A 16869-nucleotide genomic window follows, 5' to 3' on the forward strand; every position below is an offset into this window, starting at 1 on the left:
CCCGGAAGCTAAGCCCTCCAGCGCCGATGGTACTGCACTCGTGAGGGTGTGGGAGAGTAGGACGCCGCCGAACAATCATTCCTGAAGGGGTCCCGGATACGTCCGGGACCCCTTCAGGCATTTCCGGGGAGCGATCACCGACCCGAAGCTACTCCCGGGTAGATAAGTCTCGTCCCGCGTGGCACCATCTCCTGCCATGTCGGGAACTTCGGACAGCGGCACCGCGAACAACGGGGCCTCGGTTGTGTTACTCGAGGACGGCACGCTCCTGAACGTCGTCCAGGCCGGAGCGGTGGATGCCCCGGTCACGGTGCTCTTCACGCACGGCTACGCGCTGGACCACCGCACCTGGGGCAGGCAGTTCGAGCTGCTGCCCGCGGTGCTCGACCAGCAGGTCCGGCTGATCTCCTACGACCACCGCGGGCACGGCAAGTCCGGGGAAGCGACCGAGGAGACTGCCACCGTCGAGCAGCTCGGAGACGACCTGGCGCAGGTCATCGAGCAGCTGACCCCAGCATCGACGGTTGTGCTCGTGGGTCATTCGATGGGCGGCATGGCGATCATGGCCCTCGCGGAGCGCAGGCAGCGGCTGTTCGGGCAGCGGGTCGGCGGTGTGGCATTCGTGTCCACGTCGGCGGGCGGGGCCGCGGAGGTGCAGCTCGGACTGCCGACGCTGGCCGGGAAACTCGTGCAGGAACTGGAGAACGTGTTCGGGCCCTTGGTGCGCAAGGTCCGTGAGCGCATCGAGCCCGTCAAGACCGCCGGGCTGCGATGGTGGCTCTTCGGCGACGGCCCGCGCGACGAGGACGTGGCGATCACCGCCGAGATGGTGTGGTCGCAGTGGCCGGAGACAGTCGCGCTGTTCCGCCCCGCGTTCGACCGGCACGACCGGACCGCGGCCCTCACTGTCATCCAGGGCAAGCCCGTCGTGGTGATGGCGGGGGAGAAGGACAAGCTCTGCCCCGCCTCGCACGTGTCGAAGATCGCCGAGATCTGCGGCGGAGGCGAGGAAGTGGTGATGCGGGGCGCCGGGCACATGCTCCCGCTGGAGCGCGCGGAGGACGTGACCGCGCAGATCGCCGACCTCGTCCGCCGCGCGAGCTCCTAGTTCACGAGCGGGTCACGAGCGCTCGGCCAGCCACTCGCGGACGACGATGCGGGCGTCGTGCACCTGGCTCTTCACCGTGCCGACCGGCACGGCCATGTGCTCGGCGATCTCGGCGTAGGTCAGCCGGGAGACGTCGCGCAGGACGAACGCCGCCGCGATCCGCGGGCGCTCGGCCTCCAGGCGCTCCAACGCGTCGAGCAGGTCGATCCGCGAGCCGGCGATGACGCTCGTCGTCCTCGGATCGGGCCGCGTCGCGAGGACGGTGTCATCGCTGATCTGCTTGTCGGCGCGGCGTTTGAGCGAGCGGTAGGTGCTCAGCGCGCTGTTGGAGACCACGGTGTGCAGCCAGGTGCTGAACTTGCTGCGCCACTCGAAGCCCGGCAGTTTCTCGGCGACCCGGAGCAGCGCGTCCTGGCACGCCTCCTCGGCGTCCTGGCGGCAGGGCAGGTAGCGGCCGCAGTGCCGGAGCACTCCGGGCTGGATGCTGCGGAGCAGTTCGTCCAGGGCTGAATGGTCGCCGTCGCTGACCCGTCTGGCCAACGCCTCTGCATCCTGATCGCCTAGCATGGCGCTGAGAATATCGAGGAGGCCCGGGATCGACTCAACACCCATGCCCGACCCCGTGAACGGTACTTTGTTCGGCCGCTACCGGGTGTCGGGGCTGCTGGGCACGGGCGCGTTCGCGTCGGTGTGGCGGGCGGAGGACGACGCGCTGGACGCCCCGGTGGCGATCAAGGTCCTCGCCGACAACTGGGCGCGCCACCTGGATGTGCGGGAACGGTTCGTCAGCGAGGCGAAGTTGTTGCGGCTGGCCGATTCCGACCGCATCCTGCGCGTGCTGGACATCGGCGAGCTGCCGGACGGGCGGCCGTACTTCGTGACGGTGCTGGCCGACGGTGGCAGCCTGGAGGACCGCATCGCCGACGGCGAGCTGACCCAGGACGAGGCGCTGGCGGTGCTGGTCGAGGTCGCCGAGGCGGTGTGCGTCCTGCACGAGCTGGACATCGTGCACCGGGACCTCAAGCCCTCGAACGTGCTGATCCACCGCGACCGGGTGCTCCTGGCCGACCTCGGGCTGGCCAAGGCGCTCGCTCAGGGGTCGGGGTTGACGCAGGTGGCCGGATCACCCGGGTACATGGCGCCCGAGCAGGCGCGCGGCGGCGCCGTCGTGGACGAGCGCACCGACGTGTACGGGCTCGGCGCGCTGGCGCACCGGCTCCTGGCGGGCGAGACCGTGGGGGAGTCGGGAACGAAGCTTCAAGGTAGGCTCGGTCGAGCCGTTCGCCGCGCCCTTCAGGCTGATCCTGATCGCCGCTGGCCGAGCGCGCGCGCCTTCGCCGATGAGCTGCGCGCGGTGGCCGGGGGCGAGAAAGCTTTGTCGCGGCGGAGTTTCGTGCTCCCCGGAGTGGCGGCGGTGAGCGTGCTCGGGCTCGTGGCGGCGCTGTTCTACTGGCAGCAGGAGCCGCCGGTGAAACCGGAGGCCGGTTCGCCGACGCCGGTCACGGCGCCGCCGGTGGACCCGGCGCTGTGCCGGGCGAGCGACGTTCGGGTGTTCGACAACGGTGACTCCTTCGAGCCGTTGGAGATGACCCGCAAGGTGATGGAGCTGTACTTCGCCTCGGACAAGCGGCAGTGCAAGATCTTCGGCAGGCTCCAGGACGTGCGGTTCGTGCGGGCGGACGGCACGGTGATCCCGCTGCGCTACGGCGACGGCCAGGGCGAGCCGCACGAGGTGGAGGTCGGCGAGGGCGGCTGGGCCGCGGTGAACCTGGGCTGGTCGGTCGATGCCAAGAACGGCAAGCCCGCGATACCCGCCCGGCTGGAGTTCCGGCTGCCGGGAACGTTGGACCTGGTGTCCTTCCCGTGGCAGAAGGGCCCGGTCGGCGATTTCAGCCAGGTCGAGGTCGGCCCGGTCGTCATGGCAGCCAACTAGTCCGCGTCCTCCAAGCCCCCGCCCGCACTCCGCCCACCAAGTAAACTCTGTCCCATGCCCCACACGCGCCCGTCCACCCCATCCCCCGCGCGCGCCGTCTAGAGAACCCCGTTTCGTACTCATAACGGGAAAAAGAGCGCTCCAAAAACCCGTTTTGAGTACGAAACGGGAGTTTGGGCTGCCCAGGTGATGTTGTGGGGGGTGAGCGCGGGGGGCGTTGCGGGCGTTGGGGGGCACTGGCGGGATGCGGGGTGGTCCCCAACCAACTTCCCGGTCGTGGCATCACAGGGGTGTCAGCATCACCGGCACCTGGGGGAGAAGTTGTGGACCGTCCACTGTGTAGCGCCGTCCGGCTGAGCGAGGGGCAGTGGGAGGGCGGCGCGTTCTCGCGAACGGGTCAGGCGATGCGGCTCAGGCGATGATGCCGGGGAGCATCTGGTTGGGCCGGTAGCGGCGACGGAGCCAGATCTTGCGGGTGCCGTCGGAGAACAGCAGGACCCTGGCCAGCTCCCAACCGGAGAACTCCGCGTGCAGCGCGAGCTGGGTCATGGCCGTCTTGCGGGAGATGCCCGGCGGTAGCCGCAGCGGGCGGTACTCCCAGTCCCCGTCATGAACGACGCTCGATCCCGCGAGCAGATCTTCGTTCACCGATCCGTTGTTGCCCTCGTCGCTCACGGTTGCACCACCTGGATCCCTTCCCGGTCCGCGGACGCGACGAAGACCTTGCCGCTGTCCGGGTCGACGGCGACCGAGTCCGGCTGGCGAACGGTGCGGAAGCGGTGCTTCTCCACCGGTTCGCCGCCCGCGACGTGGAAACCGACGACCTCGTTGCGTTCGGTGAGCGTGATCCACGCGAGATCACGTTTGGCGTCGTAGGCGATCCCGTACGGGGTGCCGGGCACCGGGAACCGCTGCTTCATCAGGAAGGGGCTCGACGAGAAGGCGAGCAGCTCGCCGCCCCTGGTGTCGATCACGAGCGCGCGGCCGAAGCGGTCGGTGACGGCGTTGGTGGCGCCGTCACCCGCCCGGAGCGCGGAGGCGACCCTGCCCTCGGCGACGTTGACTTCGAGGAGCGCGGTGCGGTTGGAGTCCAGTACCAGCGCGTCGTTCTCGGCGCCGCGCAGGACCGCGGTCGGCGCGAAGAAGCCGGTGATCTCGCGGGCGACCTTCCCGCCGTCGAGCACCGCGACGGCGTTGCGGTTCCTGAGCGAGACCACCGTCTGTCCATTCACGACGGTCGCGCCGCTGGGGGCGCCCTCGACGGTGAACTTCTCGGTACCGCCGGTGCGAACGTCGAGGCGCACCAGGGTGTTCGCCGAGGGGATGGCGGCGAAGAGCGCGCCGTCGCCCGCAGGGCTGAGCGCGGTCACCTTGTCCGGAACCGCGACGACTCGCGGCGGCGACTGCGGACTGTCCACGGAGAACAGCCGGATCTCCTTGGCGTCCATGGCGACCGCGAGCGTGCGGGTGGTGGTGTCCAGCGCCAGCACGCGGGCCGGTCCGTCCAGCGGCAGCACGGTTCCGGTGGGGGACGAGCTCGCAGGGGAGGCAGCGGGCAGCGGTGCCACCAGTTCGTCACCGACCAGCAGCGGGTCCGTGGGCGTCCGGTCCGGTGCGCAGGCGCTCAGCGCGAGGGCTCCAATGACGACGGGCACCACTGCCACCGCACGGCGACGCAATCCGACCTCCTCCGGCGAGGCCGGGGTGTACCCGGCCTACATGTACTGGATACCAGGATCCACCACGCCAGGGGGAGGGTCACGCTCGGGCACCCGGTTGGCACAGGGGTGGGACTGAGCCGTGATCATCCGCACCGCGTCCACGATGGCCTGCGGATCTTCCTGGTGGACGTGGTGGCCGAGCGCGTTCGCCCGCCGCAGCACGCCGTTCGTGCTGAGCCGCGCCAGCGCCGTCTGAGCTGCCGTCCAGCCCGCGCCGACCGCGGCCGCCAGTTCCTCCGGCATGTACTCGCTCCAGCCGTTCTGGTCGCGCGTGACGACCATCAACGGAAGATCATCGAGCCCGGGATCTGCCCGTAGCACCGCGTTGTTGTGCTCGGCGGCCTCGTTCTCCAGTCGAACGGCGTCGGCGGTGTCGAATGCGGGAAGCACGTCGGCGTTGGCCGCCCACCAGTCGAGCATTTCCTGTGGCATGAAGCTGTTCTGGTCTTCGTGGGCGGGATCGACGAGCACCAGGCCGCACACGTCCGCGCGGTGGAGCTGCGCGAAGCGACGGGCGTAGTGCGCGCCGAGCGAGTGCCCGACCAGCACATACGGCTTCGGCAGGTCAGTGGCGGCGAGCAGTGCCACCGCGTCGGAGACGATCCGGTCGGCGGTACGCGGCGCGGTGTCGGCGTCGCTGTCGCCGTATCCGGCGCGGTCGTAGGCGATCACCGAGGTGAACTCGCCGATCGCGTCCAGCACGTCGTGCCATTCGGAACTGCTGCTCGCCGAGCCCGTTTCGATGACGACGGTCGGAGTGCCGTTGCGCCTCCAGCGGGCGTGCAGGCGGCGGCCCTGTCGGTCGATATCGACGAGCTTTTCTTCGGTCATGCGGCGAGAATCCGTGGTTGACGTCGCGTCAAGTCAAGCCGTCAAGTCAAGCCGAGGAGGAGTGATGACCTGGTCCACAGCGCGGTTCGCCCGGCTGTGCGGGGTCACTTCGCGGACGCTGCGGCATTACGACGCGATCGGCCTGCTGCGGCCGGTCGCGACCGGCACGGGCGGAGTGCGGCACTACGGCGAGGCGGAGCGCGTCCGGCTGCTGGAGATCCTGCGGCTGCGCGGGATGGGGCTGGACCTGGACACCGTTGCCAGGGTGGTCTCCGGTGCCGCCGACGAGGCCCTTGTGCTGCGGCGGCATCTCGCCTCGTTGACCGCTGAGCGGGAGCGGCTGGCCGCCCTGACCTCGTCGGTGGACGAGGTCGTCGGCGAGCTGGAGCGCAGCGGCGAGTACATGGTGTGGTCGGCGGACTCGGCACGGCAGCGGCGCTACGAGGACGTGATCGCGCGGCGGTTCGGCGCGTTCGAGCCGGTCCTCCCCGATGGCGGGTCTGTGGTGGAGGACCGGCTGGTGGAGCTGATGAAGGCCGGGCACGGCGCGGGCGACCCGGCTGTGCGCGCGGTGATCGCCGACCACCATCGGATGATCACCGCTTTCTGGACGCCGGACGCGGAGTCCTACGCCGCGCTGGGCAGGCTCTACGCGGACGATCCGGAGTTCCGGCGGCGCTACGACTCGTGGCACCCGGGGCTGGCCGAGTTCCTCCGGGACGCGATGGCCGCGTACGTCACCAGGTGACGGGAACGGATTCCGGGCCGCGGTCGGTGGCGGAGAGCGCGCTCCACGGGATCTCGGTGACGGGCGTGGCGAGGCGCAGGCCGGGCAGCTTGGCGGCGAGGGTGCGCAGCGCGGCGTCGATCTCGACCCGGGCGAGGGAGGCGCCGAGGCAGTGGTGTGCTCCGCGGCCGAAGCTCATGTGCGGCAACGCTTTCCGGTTCGGGTCCTGGTTGGCGGCTTCGAGCTTGACGTGGACCTGGTCGCCCTTGGCGATGAGCGTGCCCGCGATCTCGACGTCCTCGTGCGCCCAGCGCGGCATCGGGTTGCCGATGATTCCGCCGAGGCGGTCGATGACCTCGTCGAGCGGGCGCGGTCCTTCCTCGATGAGCTGGATCGCCGCGACGCAGATGGCGTTGCGGGCGGTCTGGTAGCCCGCCAGCACGAGGGTGGCCACCATGCCGATCAGCTCGTTGTCGTCGAGCCGCCCGTTGTCGTCGTCGCGGACCTCGATGAGCCTGCTGAGCAGGTCTTCGCCCGGCTCGTCGCGTTTGGCGGCGATGAGCTTGGCGGAGTAGGCGCCGAACTCGTGCCACGCGGTGCCGTCCCCGGCGTTGACCCGGTCGGCCAGCTCCTGGAAGAGCGCGCGGTCGGCGAGGGTGACGCCGAGCAGTTCGCTGATCACCGCGATGGACAGCGGGGTGGCTAGGTCCTCGACGAGGTCGGCGGTGCGGCCGCGGGCGATCATGGCGTCGACGAGTTCGGCGGCGCGTTCCTCGATGAGTGGGCGCAGGGCCTCGATCGCGCGCGGAGTGAACGCCTTGGTCACCAGGCGGCGCAGGCGGGTGTGGGTGGCGCCGTCCTGGAACAGCGTGTCGTTGCCCGTGCTGTCCATTCCCGCGGGTGCCATGCCGAAGCGCGCGTCGCTGAGCACGGCTGCGGCCGCGTCGTAGGAGGTCACCAGCCACGCGGGCATGCCTTCGGCGGTGGTGACCTTGGCGACCGGGCAGGTGGCGCGGAGTTCGGCGTACCCGGGCGGGGGTGCGGTGGGGTCGGGCTGCGGGAAGGGCAGCTGGCGGGTCATCGGGACCTCCTCGGTGTTACGTTACGACTGCAACGTAAAAGTTCACCGGAAGGATGTCAATACGACCGCAATGTGAAAAGATGCGGCCATGCCGAAGCGGGTCGACCACGCCGAACGCCGGGAACAGCTCGCCGAGGCGCTGCTGCGGATCGTGGCCGACCGCGGCCTTGAGGCGGTGAGCCTGCGACACGTGGGCGCCGAGGCCGGGGTGACCTCCGGCATGGTCCAGCACTACTTCCGCAGCAAGGACGAGCTGATGGCCTTCGCCCTGGAGGTGGTCAGCGAGCGCGTGCAGGCGCGCGCCGCGGCGGCGATGACCGGCGCCGATTCGGCGCGGGCGGAGGTCCGCGCGCTGGTGATCTCACTGCTGCCGCTGGATGAGCCACGTCGGCTGGAGGGGCGGGTGGCACTCGCGTTCGTGTCGTACTCGACGATCCGGCCGGAGCTGGCGGCGGCGCTGCAGCAGAACACCACGGGGATGCGCGAGCACTTCGCCGAGCAGATCCGGCAGGTGTGGACGGAGGAGACCCGGCTCGGCATGACGCCGCTCCAGGCGGCGACCGGCCTGTTGGCCCTGGTGGAGGGTCTGGGCATGCACCTGCTCGGTGAGCACTACGCGCCGGAGGAGGCGGTGAGTGTGCTCGACGCGCACCTGGAGCTGCTGTTCGGTCAGTCCATGCGACGTTCGGGATAGGTGATCGTCGGGGCGCTGACGTCGTCGAGCGCGGCGCGGATCGCCCTGGGGAGTTCGAGGTCTTCTGCGGCGAGGCAGCCCGTGAGCTGGCCGGTGTCCTTGGGGCCGATGACCGGCGCGATCACGCCGGGGCGGTCGCGCACCCACGCCAGGGCCACGCACAGCGGTGACGTGCCCAGCCCGTCCGCGGCCGTCACCACGGCTTGGACGATGCGCGCGGCGCGCTCGGTGCGGTGGTGCTCGACGTAGCGGGAGAAGTTCTGCGAGGCCGCGCGGGAGTCGGCCGGGGTGCCGTTGCGGTACTTGCCGGTCAGCACGCCGCGACCGAGCGGGGCCCAGGGGAGCAGGCCGAGGCCGTGGTGCAGGGCGGCGGGGACCACCTCGCGCTCGACCCCGCGCTCCAGCAGCGAGTACTCGACCTGGGTGGAGATCAGCGGGTGGTGGGCGGGTTTGGCGGCTTGCAGGGTGGCCGCGGTGGCGAGCTGCCAGCCGGAGTAGTTGGAGATGCCCACGTAGCGGACCTTGCCGCTGGCGATCGCCGCGTCCAGGGCGGCGAGGGTCTCCTGGATCGGCGTGGAGGCGTCCCACGCGTGCAGCTGCCAGAGGTCGATGTGGTCGACCTTTAGCCTGGCCAGGGAGCCGTCGAGCGCGGTGAGCAGCGCGCCGCGGGAGGCGCCGCCGCCGAAGGGGCCCTCGGTGCGGCGGGCGACGGCCTTGGTCGCCAGCACGATGTTCTCGCGGGGGACCACGTCGCCGATCAGTCCACCGAGGACGGTCTCGCTCTCGCCGTCGTTGTAGACGTCCGCGGTGTCCACGAAGGAACCGCCCGCGTCGACGAACGCGGTCAGCTGGCTGGCGGCCTCCTCGGCCGGGGTGTCCTGGCCCCAGGTCATGGTGCCCAGTCCCAGTCTGGACACCCGCAGGCCGCTGTGGCCGAGCTGTCGATGCTCCACAAGGGGAGCCTAGACAGTGCGCCCGCCGTGGGCGTGGTTATCCCGCGCGCGGGGCGCGTCTCCCCCTTCAGGTGACGCGGGTCACGTGGACCTTCCCGTCTTGTTACCGGTGAGTAGTGTCACTCCGGTGCGACTTGGACTGAACCTGGGCTACTGGGGCGCCGGCAACGACGCTGACAACCTCGAACTCGCCAAGGAGGCCGACAAGCTCGGCTACTCCGTGGTGTGGGCCGCGGAGGCGTACGGCTCCGACGCGCCGACCGTGCTGTCGTGGGTGGCGGCGCAGACCGAACGCGTCGACGTCGGCAGCGCGGTCATGCAGATTCCCGCGCGCACCCCGGCGATGACGGCGATGACCGCGGCCACGCTGGACACCTTGTCGGGCGGGCGGTTCCGGCTCGGCCTCGGCGTGTCCGGGCCGCAGGTCTCGGAGGGCTGGCACGGCGTGCGCTTCGACAAGCCGCTGGGCCGGACCAGGGAGTACGTCGACGTGGTGCGCTCGGCGCTGCGCCGGGAGCGGCTGACCTACGACGGCGAGCACTACACGCTGCCGCTGCCGGACGGCCCCGGCAAGGCGGTCAAGCTGACCGTGCACCCGGTGCGCGAGGAGATCCCCGTCTACCTCGCCGCGGTCGGGCCGAGGAACCTGGAACTGGCCGGGGAGATCGGCGACGGCTGGCTGGCGATCTTCTTCTCGCCCGAGCACTTCGCCGAGCCCCTGGCGCAGGTGCGCGCCGGGCGGGAGAAGGCGGGCAAGACGCTGGAGGGCTTCGACGTCGTGCCGACCGTCCCGCTGGTGATCGGCGACGACTGGAAGACCTGCGCCGACAGCGTGCGGGCCTACTCGGCGCTCTACATCGGCGGCATGGGCTCCAGGAAGAAGAACTTCTACAAGGAGCTGGCCACCCGGATGGGGTACGGCGCCGCGGCACAGGAAATTCAGGAGAAGTTCCTCGCCAAGGACTACCTCGGCGCGGCCGCCGCTGTTCCCCTTGAGTTCATCGATCAGACCTCGTTGCTCGGACCCCCCGAGCGGGTCGCCGATCGGATGCAGGCGATGGCCGACGCGGGGGTCACCACCCTGTCCGTCTCCGTGATGTTGCAGGATCACGAGCAGGGCAAGGCGGCTCTGCGTACGGCCGTCGACGCATTGGAGAAGTCAGGGGTCGCGTAAGTGGACTGGGTGCAGGCACTGGTACTGGGCGTTGTTCAAGGACTCACCGAGTTCCTGCCCATCTCGTCCTCCGCCCATCTGCGCATCACCTCGGAGCTGTTCTTCGACAGTGACGCCGGGGCCTCGTTCACCGCTGTCACCCAGCTGGGGACCGAGGCCGCGGTGCTCATCTACTTCGCCAAGGACATCTGGCGGCTGCTGAGCACGTGGTTCCGCGGTTTCACCGACGCGAGCGTCCGGCGCACCGCGGACTACCGGATCGCCTGGTACGTGGTGATCGGCACGCTCCCGATCGGCGTGCTCGGCTACCTGTTCAAGGACGAGATCCGCACCTCGGCGCGCAACCTGTGGCTCGTCGCCACCACCCTGATCGTCTTCGCCGTCCTGCTCGGGCTCGCCGAGCGGTTCGGTCGGCAGCGCCGCACCGTCGAGCAGATGACCATGAAGGACGGCGTGATCATGGGCTGCGCGCAGGCGATGGCCCTGGTCCCCGGCGTGTCCAGGTCCGGGGGCACGATCACCGCGGGTCTGGCCATCGGGCTCACCCGCGAGGCCGCGACCCGGTACTCGTTCCTGCTGGCCATCCCCGCCGTGGTGGCTTCCGGCGTGTTCAGCATCCCCGACGTCTTCGAACGCGGCGGAGCCGGGCTCCAGCCCAGTGTCGCCCAGATGATCGTCGCCACCGCGATCGCGTTCGCCATCGGCTACGCCACCATCGCGTGGCTGCTGCGCTACGTCGCCAAGCACAGCGTGTACGTCTTCGTCTGGTACCGGATCGCGCTCGGCCTGTTCCTGTTCGCGATGCTCGGCGCGGGCGCGATCAACGCGGTGTAAGGACTCCGTAAGGCGCTAACCAGTGCAAATGCGGCGTTCGTCGCGCTAGAAATTCCCTATGCGCCAGTTGTTGCGAAAGCGGTGGGTCCAGGCCGGGTTGGCCGTCGGAGTGGTCGTCCTCGTCGTCGGGCTGTGGTTGTTCCAGCCGTGGCGGCTGTTCACCAGCAGCACCATCGACGAGGCCCTGCCCATGGCACCCGTCGCGTCCGCCCCGCCCACGCCTACGTCCACCACTGCCCCGACGAGCACTGCGTCGTCTTCAAGCACAGTGCCTTCTCCGAGTACCGCGCCGTCTACGAGCGCCGCGCCACCGTCCCAGCCGAAGCCGACCACGGTCGAGCTGGCCTCCGGTGCGTTCGTCACCCAGGAGCACAAGACCACCGGCACCGCGAAGGTGCTGACGCTGGCTGACGGCAACCGGGTGTTGCGTTTGGAGGGACTGGCCACATCGGACGGTCCCGACCTGCACGTGTGGCTCACCGATGCCACCGCTGGCGGGTCCTGGGGCAAGTACGACGACGGCCGCTCCGTGAAGCTCGGCGCCCTCAAGGCCACCCACGGCAACCAGAACTACGCCATCCCGGCCAAGGCCGAGCTGGGCGGGCTGCGCAGCGTCGTCATCTGGTGCGACCGGTTCAACGTGGCCTTCGGCTCCGCGCCGCTGTCTCTCTAGTGTCAGAATGGCTTGTGACCGAACAGATTCACCCCGACCGCGTCCGTCACGCGCTGCGCTCGGTGCGCGCCGCCGCCTACTCCGTCGAGGTCACCTCGGCGGGCACGACGCTCGCCCTGGTGATGTCCGCGAGTCCGGCGGGGCGGCGCAACGCGGCGGAGAAGATCGTCGGCTTGCTCGACGCCGCCGGGCTGCGCCTGGCCACCGATGATCCCGTGGGGGAGTTGACCAACGAGCGGCACGGCTTCCTGGTTGCCAGCGTGGGATCGGCTTGACCTGGGGCCCCTCGCGCGTGCCGAGGGCCTGCCGGACGGGCACGGGAGGAACCCGGCCCTCGCGCGCGAGCGTATGGCACGCGCACCCCAGGTAAAGCCTCCGTTCAGTTGCGCCCCTTAGCTTCCAGACCGGGGTGTCCGTCCACTGTGGACGTCCCAGCGTTATAGCACCAATGGGCAGTCCACCCTGATGTTCCGCAACGGCACTTGATCAGGGTCGATCCACTTCGGCGGGATGAAGCTCGGTATCCCGTGCTCGAAGATGATCACCCAGTCTTGTGCGTGGATCACGTGATGGTGGTACACGCACAGCAGGACGAGGTTGTCGAGATTGGTCGGTCCTCCGTCGATCCAATGCACCACATGGTGAGCTTCCGTCCATGCCGGGGGCCGATCACATCCGGGGAAGGCGCATCCCTTGTCCCGCACCGCGAGTGCTCGTCGTTGGCCGCCAGCTGCGCGGCGAGTAGATCCTTGATTGCTTTGGTATCCAACATGATCACACCTCCCTTCGAGGGATACGCCCATTATATCGGGTTCTCTGAGGGGCACAAATCCGTTGTGCCACAAGGAAAAACCCAGGCGCCACCCCGCCGCAGGCCGCACACGAAACAGTCGGCTTTACCTGGGGAGCGCGTGCCATACGCTCGTCGCGAGGGCCGGGGTTTCATCCCGTGCCCCCGTGAGGCCCAAGGGCACGCGCAAGGGGCCCCAGGTCAAGCCGACCCCCAGGCTGGAAGCCCAGCGCCCCACGCTGGAAGTTCAGCCGACTCCACTGGAAGTCCAGCCACGCAAGCTGGAAGCCCAGCCCCGCTAGAAGTCGCAAGCCGCACAACCGAAACAGTTCGATCGTCGCCTTGCGTTCGGCGCACGGTGAAAAGGGTTGATTCACCCACGCTCGAAGGATTCGATCCGCGCCCATGCTGAAACCCCTGCACGCACTACTCGTGGGCCTGATGCTCGCGGGAACCCTCGCTCCGCCGGTCCAGGCGGACGAGCGCAACGACGCGGTCCGGGTCACCGGGACGAAGTGGCTCCGTGGCGGACAACCGTTCTTCCCGCACGGCTTCAACATGGTGGCACTGGCGACGCCGCGGAAGTGCATCGACGAAGGCAAAGCACCGGGCTGGGCGAAGCGCGCGCACGACACCTTCGCACAGCACGGCGACGCGGAACTTGCTGCGGCCAAAGGTAACTGGAGCGCTGACACGTTGCGATTCCAGGTCAGCCAGGTGGCGTTGGACCCGGAACATCCTTACTACGCGGATGGTTCCTACCTGACGTGGGTGAAGGCGGGTGTGGCCAAGGCGCGTGCGGCTGGGTTCACGGTGGTCCTGTCGATGCAGGATCAGGTGGCGACGTGCGGGGACGTGAACTTCATGCCGTCGCAGCGGACGATCCGGTCCTGGAAGACGCTCGCCCCGAACTTCACGGGTGATCACGGGGTGTTGTTCGAGCTGTTCAACGAGCCGCGCAACGATACGTCGGAGGCGGGCTGGAAGCAGTGGCGCGACGGTGACGGCGCCGCAGTGGTCGGGCACCAGCAGCTCGTGGACACGGTGCGCGGGCTCGGCGCGCGGAATGTCTTGCTGGTCAACGGGGCGGCGTTGGCTGAGCGGTTCGAGGGGATGTGGCCGCACCGGCTGAACGACCCGGTGGGGCAGCTGGCGTATGCGACGCATCCGTACTACTGGCACTTCGCGGCGAACAACACCGTTGAGCGCAATCGAGTGCGCTGGGAGGAGCGGTTCGCGTACGTCCTCGACCGTGGCGCGCCGATGATCGTCACGGAGTGGAACGCGCACCACGACGCGTGCCGGGCCGGGATGCCGGGCATGGTGGAGCCGTTCCTGAGCTATCTGCGGGAGCGCGGGATTCCGTTGCTCACCCACGCTTTCGATGTCGAGGGCACGATGGTGAAGGGGATGCACCCGAACTGGGAACCGACCACTTTGGACGGTTCGCGCTGTGTGAACAACGAGCCGGTGCGCGGGCCGGACGCGGGCGGCAACGTTCGCGATCGCTTCCGGACCTGGTGAGGGGTGACCGTGGCGCGAATCGGTAGGCGCACCCTCATGAAGCTGTCGGCGGTGGCTTTGCTGATGAGGGAAGAGGGAGTCACCAAGCTCCAGCCGGTGATGAACAACGACACGTTCCCGGAGCAGACCGGCGAGACCTACCACGGCGCGAACCTGCACGAGGCGAGCGGGATCGTGGCCAGCCACCAGCATCCCGGGGTGTTCTGGATCATCAGGGACGGCATCGGCAATCCCGATCCAGTGCGCATCGGCTACCGCCGGACCGTCCTCGCGGTGCGGTTCGACCAGGGCTCCGGGAAGCTCGTTCGCTGGCCCGAAGCGGTTGCGCAGACCTCGTGCGACGGCTACGTGAAGTACGTCTACCTCAAGCGCTCCGACGGCACCGCCGTGCCCAACATCGACATCGAGGACGTGGCGCTCGACCCGGCGAAGAAGTGCTTGTGGCTGGGCAATATCGGCAACAACCCGCACCAGGACAAACCGGGGGAGTTGTTCCGCTTCCCCGAGCCCGACCCGTTGCGGGACAACGAAGTCCGCGCTGATCTGGCTTATCGCTACTCGGCATCGGGGATCAACTCCGAGTCACTGTTCCTTGTGGACGGTGTGCCGCACCTGGTGGTGAAGACCGCGCCAAGCGGCTCGACGTTGCGGCAGGGACAGGTGTTGAAGCTCCCGGTTCCCGCCGATCCGGGCGCCGTCGTGGACGCGGTCCCGCTCTCCGTTCTCCAACCGCCCAACGGGATTCCGGAGCGCAACTACAAGCCGACCGGCGCGGATCTGCGTGACGGAAAGCTGTTGGTGGCAATGGCGAACGGTTGGCTCCGCTACGAAGCCGACTCCGCGTTGCACGGGGGCGCGCTGGTGGAGGCGTTGGCCTCCGCTCCGCCGAAGGTGCACCGCTACTGGGAACCCGATCATTCCCTCGTCGCCACCGAAGCCATCGCGTGGACACATCCGCCGCTGGCGGACTCGTTCCTGTCGTTGTCGGAGACCGGGCAGTTCCGGTGAGTCGAGGAGGGAGTGCGGTGAGCCCCATCAGCAGGAGGGCGATGCTGCTCGCCGCGATCGGCAGCGCCGGTCTCCCGTTGAGCGCGAAAGCCGCTGTGGCCAACAGCAATGGCGCGCTGTCGCCGGTGACGATGGCGATGCACCTGCATGCCTCGTTCAGCGAAGGCGTCGGGAGCATGGCCGGCCACCTCGACCAGGCGACGAAGCTCGGCGTGGACGTGGTGTGGTGGACCGACCACGACTTCCGCCTCATGGCGCACGGCTACCGCACCGCGGTCGGCTTCGAGGGCATGGAGGAAACCCAGGACGGCCGCTGGTGGCGGTGGGCCGAAGCCAAGGAGGGCACGCTCAGCGAAGCGTCCGGCCGCTTCGTCACCGAGCCGCGCTCACCCGACGAACCGGGCAAGGCGCTGGCGCTGAACGCGGTGGGCGACGGCACCCTCTGGTACACGGCATCGGCGTGGAACAGCACGTACAACACCTCGCTCGCGGACACCACGCTCAGCCTGGACGTGCTGGCCCAGGAGGTGGGGCCGGACGCGCAGCTGGTGCTGGAGGTCCTCGGGTCGCACCACCCGGCGACGGGCGGGCGTCCGGCGGGGCAGTACCGCGTCGAGTACCGCATCGGGGGCGTGAACAAGCTCCAGCGCTCGGCGAACGGACTGGTCGGAACCGTGCGGATGCCGATACCCAAGGGCGAGTGGACGCGCCTGACGTTCGCTCCGGTGCAGGACATCGCCGCGCTGTGGCCGGATCTGAACGCGGGCGACAACTCGCTGTTCCGGTTGCGGATCGGCGTGCGCTCGGCGAACAGCACACCGGCGGCGTTCGTGGTGGACCGCCTGCGCATCGGCCGAGCCCGGCGCGCGGGTGGCGACGCGCTCGCGCTGCGCCAGGAGATCATGGACCGCAACGCCGAGCGCTTCCCGGACGTGGTCCAGCGGTCGGCGTTGGAGGTCTCGCTGACCCGGCACCTCAACTGGTTCGGCGAGAACGTCGTGCTGCCGGACTACAGCGGCAAACCTCCGGTGAAGGACCCCTCGGAGGCGCTGGCGAAGCAGATGGTCGCGTTCATCCACTCCCACGGCGGGCTGGCCAGCTACAACCACCCGCTCGAAGGCGAGCTGAACACGCCGCAGAAGCTCGCCGCGGCGTTGATCACCAGCGGCAGGCTCGGCGGAGTCGACATCGTGGAGATCGGCTGCGGGATGGCGCTGCCGAAGCTGCTGCACGTGCTGGACGTGTCCGCGCGCAACGCGCTGTTCTTCACCGGGACGGGGGTCTCCGACGACCACGTCGGCAAGGACTGGGTGAACCAGAAGACCAACTGGATCACCGGCGTCTGGGCGGGCTCGTCGGGCACCGCGGACCTGCTCGGCGCGCTGCGGGGCGGGCGGGCGTGGTTCACCGACCCGCGGCGCTGGCGCGGCTCGCTGGAGGCCACGGTCAACGGGGCGAGCGCGATGGGCGGGGTGCTGCTGAGCTCCGCGAAGAAGGTGCCGCTGACGATCACCGTGACCGATGCGCCCGCCGACGGCACGATCGAGCTGGTCAGCGGTGTCGTCGACTACGCGGGCACCGGGCAGCTCGATCCGGCGACGACCAGCCGGAGCGTACGGGTGGCCGAGCTGACCGGCGGGCGGTGGAACCTCGACGTCGAGCCGGGCCGGGGCAGCTTCGTGCGCGCGGTGATGCGCGACGGCTCGGGCGAGGTCGCCGGGGTCGGCAACCCGACGTGGCTGTTGCCCGAGCCACCTGCGGGGGGAGTGCCGCGAGAGCGCGTGCTGCTCGGGTAGCGCGCGGCGTGTCTTAGGCTGA

At 69.4% G+C, this 16869-nt stretch carries 18 protein-coding genes and 1 rRNA gene; 12 read left to right on the top strand and 7 right to left on the bottom strand.

From position 1 onward, the window contains the following. Positions 1–73: ribosomal RNA gene (gene rrf, locus NLX83_RS42430) — 5S ribosomal RNA — on the top strand; the annotation flags it as partial. Between the two features lie 123 nt (positions 74–196). Then, positions 197–1108: an alpha/beta fold hydrolase gene (locus NLX83_RS26305; RefSeq protein WP_254237857.1), complete on the top strand. Its 912-nt coding sequence runs from the start codon at positions 197–199 to the stop codon at positions 1106–1108. A 12-nt stretch (positions 1109–1120) separates the two neighbouring features. Here NLX83_RS26305 and NLX83_RS26310 read toward each other — a convergent pair whose 3' ends face one another. Then, positions 1121–1675, bottom strand: coding sequence for an RNA polymerase sigma factor (locus NLX83_RS26310; RefSeq protein WP_254237858.1), 555 nt, complete (start codon positions 1673–1675; stop codon positions 1121–1123). Positions 1676–1718: 43 nt separating this feature from the next. Between NLX83_RS26310 and NLX83_RS26315 the strand changes: the two genes are divergently transcribed. Beyond that, entirely contained in the window at positions 1719–3041 is a 1323-nt protein-coding gene (locus tag NLX83_RS26315; protein ID WP_254237859.1) for a serine/threonine-protein kinase, read from the top strand. 411 nt (positions 3042–3452) lie between these two features. Here NLX83_RS26315 and NLX83_RS26320 read toward each other — a convergent pair whose 3' ends face one another. The 3 genes from NLX83_RS26320 to NLX83_RS26330 are packed head-to-tail and all read right to left on the bottom strand — an operon-like array spanning position 3453 to position 5593. Next, on the bottom strand, positions 3453–3716 hold the full coding sequence (locus NLX83_RS26320) for a DUF5703 family protein (RefSeq protein ID WP_374118814.1): 264 nt from the start codon (positions 3714–3716) through the stop codon (positions 3453–3455). After that, positions 3713–4696 (bottom strand): YncE family protein, encoded by a 984-nt coding sequence (locus NLX83_RS26325; protein ID WP_254237860.1) that lies wholly within the window; start codon positions 4694–4696, stop codon positions 3713–3715. Before NLX83_RS26325 ends, NLX83_RS26320 begins: the two co-directional genes overlap by 4 nt. Before the next feature lie 60 nt (positions 4697–4756). Further along, positions 4757–5593, bottom strand: coding sequence for an alpha/beta fold hydrolase (locus NLX83_RS26330; RefSeq protein WP_254237861.1), 837 nt, complete (start codon positions 5591–5593; stop codon positions 4757–4759). Positions 5594–5657: 64 nt separating this feature from the next. On the opposite strand from NLX83_RS26330, the gene NLX83_RS26335 reads away from it, so the two are divergent. Continuing rightward, the gene (locus NLX83_RS26335) at positions 5658–6341 is read left to right on the top strand and encodes a MerR family transcriptional regulator (protein ID WP_254237862.1); all 684 of its coding nucleotides are present in this window, start codon (positions 5658–5660) and stop codon (positions 6339–6341) included. Here NLX83_RS26335 and NLX83_RS26340 read toward each other — a convergent pair. Further along, the gene (locus NLX83_RS26340; RefSeq protein ID WP_254237863.1) at positions 6331–7401 is read right to left on the bottom strand and encodes a cytochrome P450; all 1071 of its coding nucleotides are present in this window, start codon (positions 7399–7401) and stop codon (positions 6331–6333) included. The two genes, NLX83_RS26335 and NLX83_RS26340, sit on opposite strands and share 11 nt — an antisense overlap. 88 nt (positions 7402–7489) lie before the next feature. Between NLX83_RS26340 and NLX83_RS26345 the strand changes: the two genes are divergently transcribed. Continuing rightward, positions 7490–8095, top strand: coding sequence for a TetR/AcrR family transcriptional regulator (locus NLX83_RS26345; RefSeq protein ID WP_254237864.1), 606 nt, complete (start codon positions 7490–7492; stop codon positions 8093–8095). Here NLX83_RS26345 and NLX83_RS26350 read toward each other — a convergent pair. Next, positions 8071–9048 (bottom strand): aldo/keto reductase, encoded by a 978-nt coding sequence (locus NLX83_RS26350; RefSeq protein ID WP_254237865.1) that lies wholly within the window; start codon positions 9046–9048, stop codon positions 8071–8073. The two genes, NLX83_RS26345 and NLX83_RS26350, sit on opposite strands and share 25 nt — an antisense overlap. A 127-nt stretch (positions 9049–9175) precedes the next feature. On the opposite strand from NLX83_RS26350, the gene NLX83_RS26355 reads away from it, so the two are divergent. The 4 genes from NLX83_RS26355 to NLX83_RS26370 are packed head-to-tail and all read left to right on the top strand — an operon-like array spanning position 9176 to position 12004. After that, on the top strand, positions 9176–10222 hold the full coding sequence (locus tag NLX83_RS26355; RefSeq protein ID WP_254237866.1) for an LLM class F420-dependent oxidoreductase: 1047 nt from the start codon (positions 9176–9178) through the stop codon (positions 10220–10222). Then, positions 10223–11056 (top strand): undecaprenyl-diphosphate phosphatase, encoded by an 834-nt coding sequence (locus NLX83_RS26360; protein ID WP_254237867.1) that lies wholly within the window; start codon positions 10223–10225, stop codon positions 11054–11056. 58 nt (positions 11057–11114) lie between these two features. Further along, a complete protein-coding gene (locus NLX83_RS26365; protein WP_254237868.1) occupies positions 11115–11729 on the top strand; it encodes a DM13 domain-containing protein in 615 nt (204 codons plus the stop codon). 14 nt (positions 11730–11743) lie between these two features. Then, positions 11744–12004: a hypothetical protein gene (locus NLX83_RS26370; protein WP_254237869.1), complete on the top strand. Its 261-nt coding sequence runs from the start codon at positions 11744–11746 to the stop codon at positions 12002–12004. A gap of 162 nt (positions 12005–12166) precedes the next feature. Here NLX83_RS26370 and NLX83_RS41220 read toward each other — a convergent pair whose 3' ends face one another. Continuing rightward, on the bottom strand, positions 12167–12532 hold the full coding sequence (locus tag NLX83_RS41220) for an HNH endonuclease signature motif containing protein (protein ID WP_256564461.1): 366 nt from the start codon (positions 12530–12532) through the stop codon (positions 12167–12169). Positions 12533–12924: 392 nt separating this feature from the next. Here NLX83_RS41220 and NLX83_RS26380 point away from each other — a divergent pair, with 392 nt between their 5' ends. From NLX83_RS26380 to NLX83_RS26390, 3 genes are read left to right on the top strand one after another with little or no spacing between them, the layout of a single operon-like run. Then, positions 12925–14043 carry a glycoside hydrolase family 5 protein gene (locus tag NLX83_RS26380; protein ID WP_254237871.1) on the top strand — a complete coding sequence of 373 codons (1119 nt, stop codon included), beginning with the start codon at positions 12925–12927 and terminating at the stop codon, positions 14041–14043. 51 nt (positions 14044–14094) lie between these two features. After that, positions 14095–15051: a hypothetical protein gene (locus NLX83_RS26385; protein ID WP_254237872.1), complete on the top strand. Its 957-nt coding sequence runs from the start codon at positions 14095–14097 to the stop codon at positions 15049–15051. A gap of 17 nt (positions 15052–15068) precedes the next feature. Beyond that, a complete protein-coding gene (locus tag NLX83_RS26390) occupies positions 15069–16847 on the top strand; it encodes a hypothetical protein (protein ID WP_254237873.1) in 1779 nt (592 codons plus the stop codon). The last annotated feature ends 22 nt before the right edge of the window (positions 16848–16869 follow it).

It is taken from the genome of Allokutzneria sp. A3M-2-11 16 (genome assembly GCF_024213555.1).
In the GTDB taxonomy this organism is placed as follows: Bacteria; Actinomycetota; Actinomycetes; order Mycobacteriales; family Pseudonocardiaceae; genus Allokutzneria.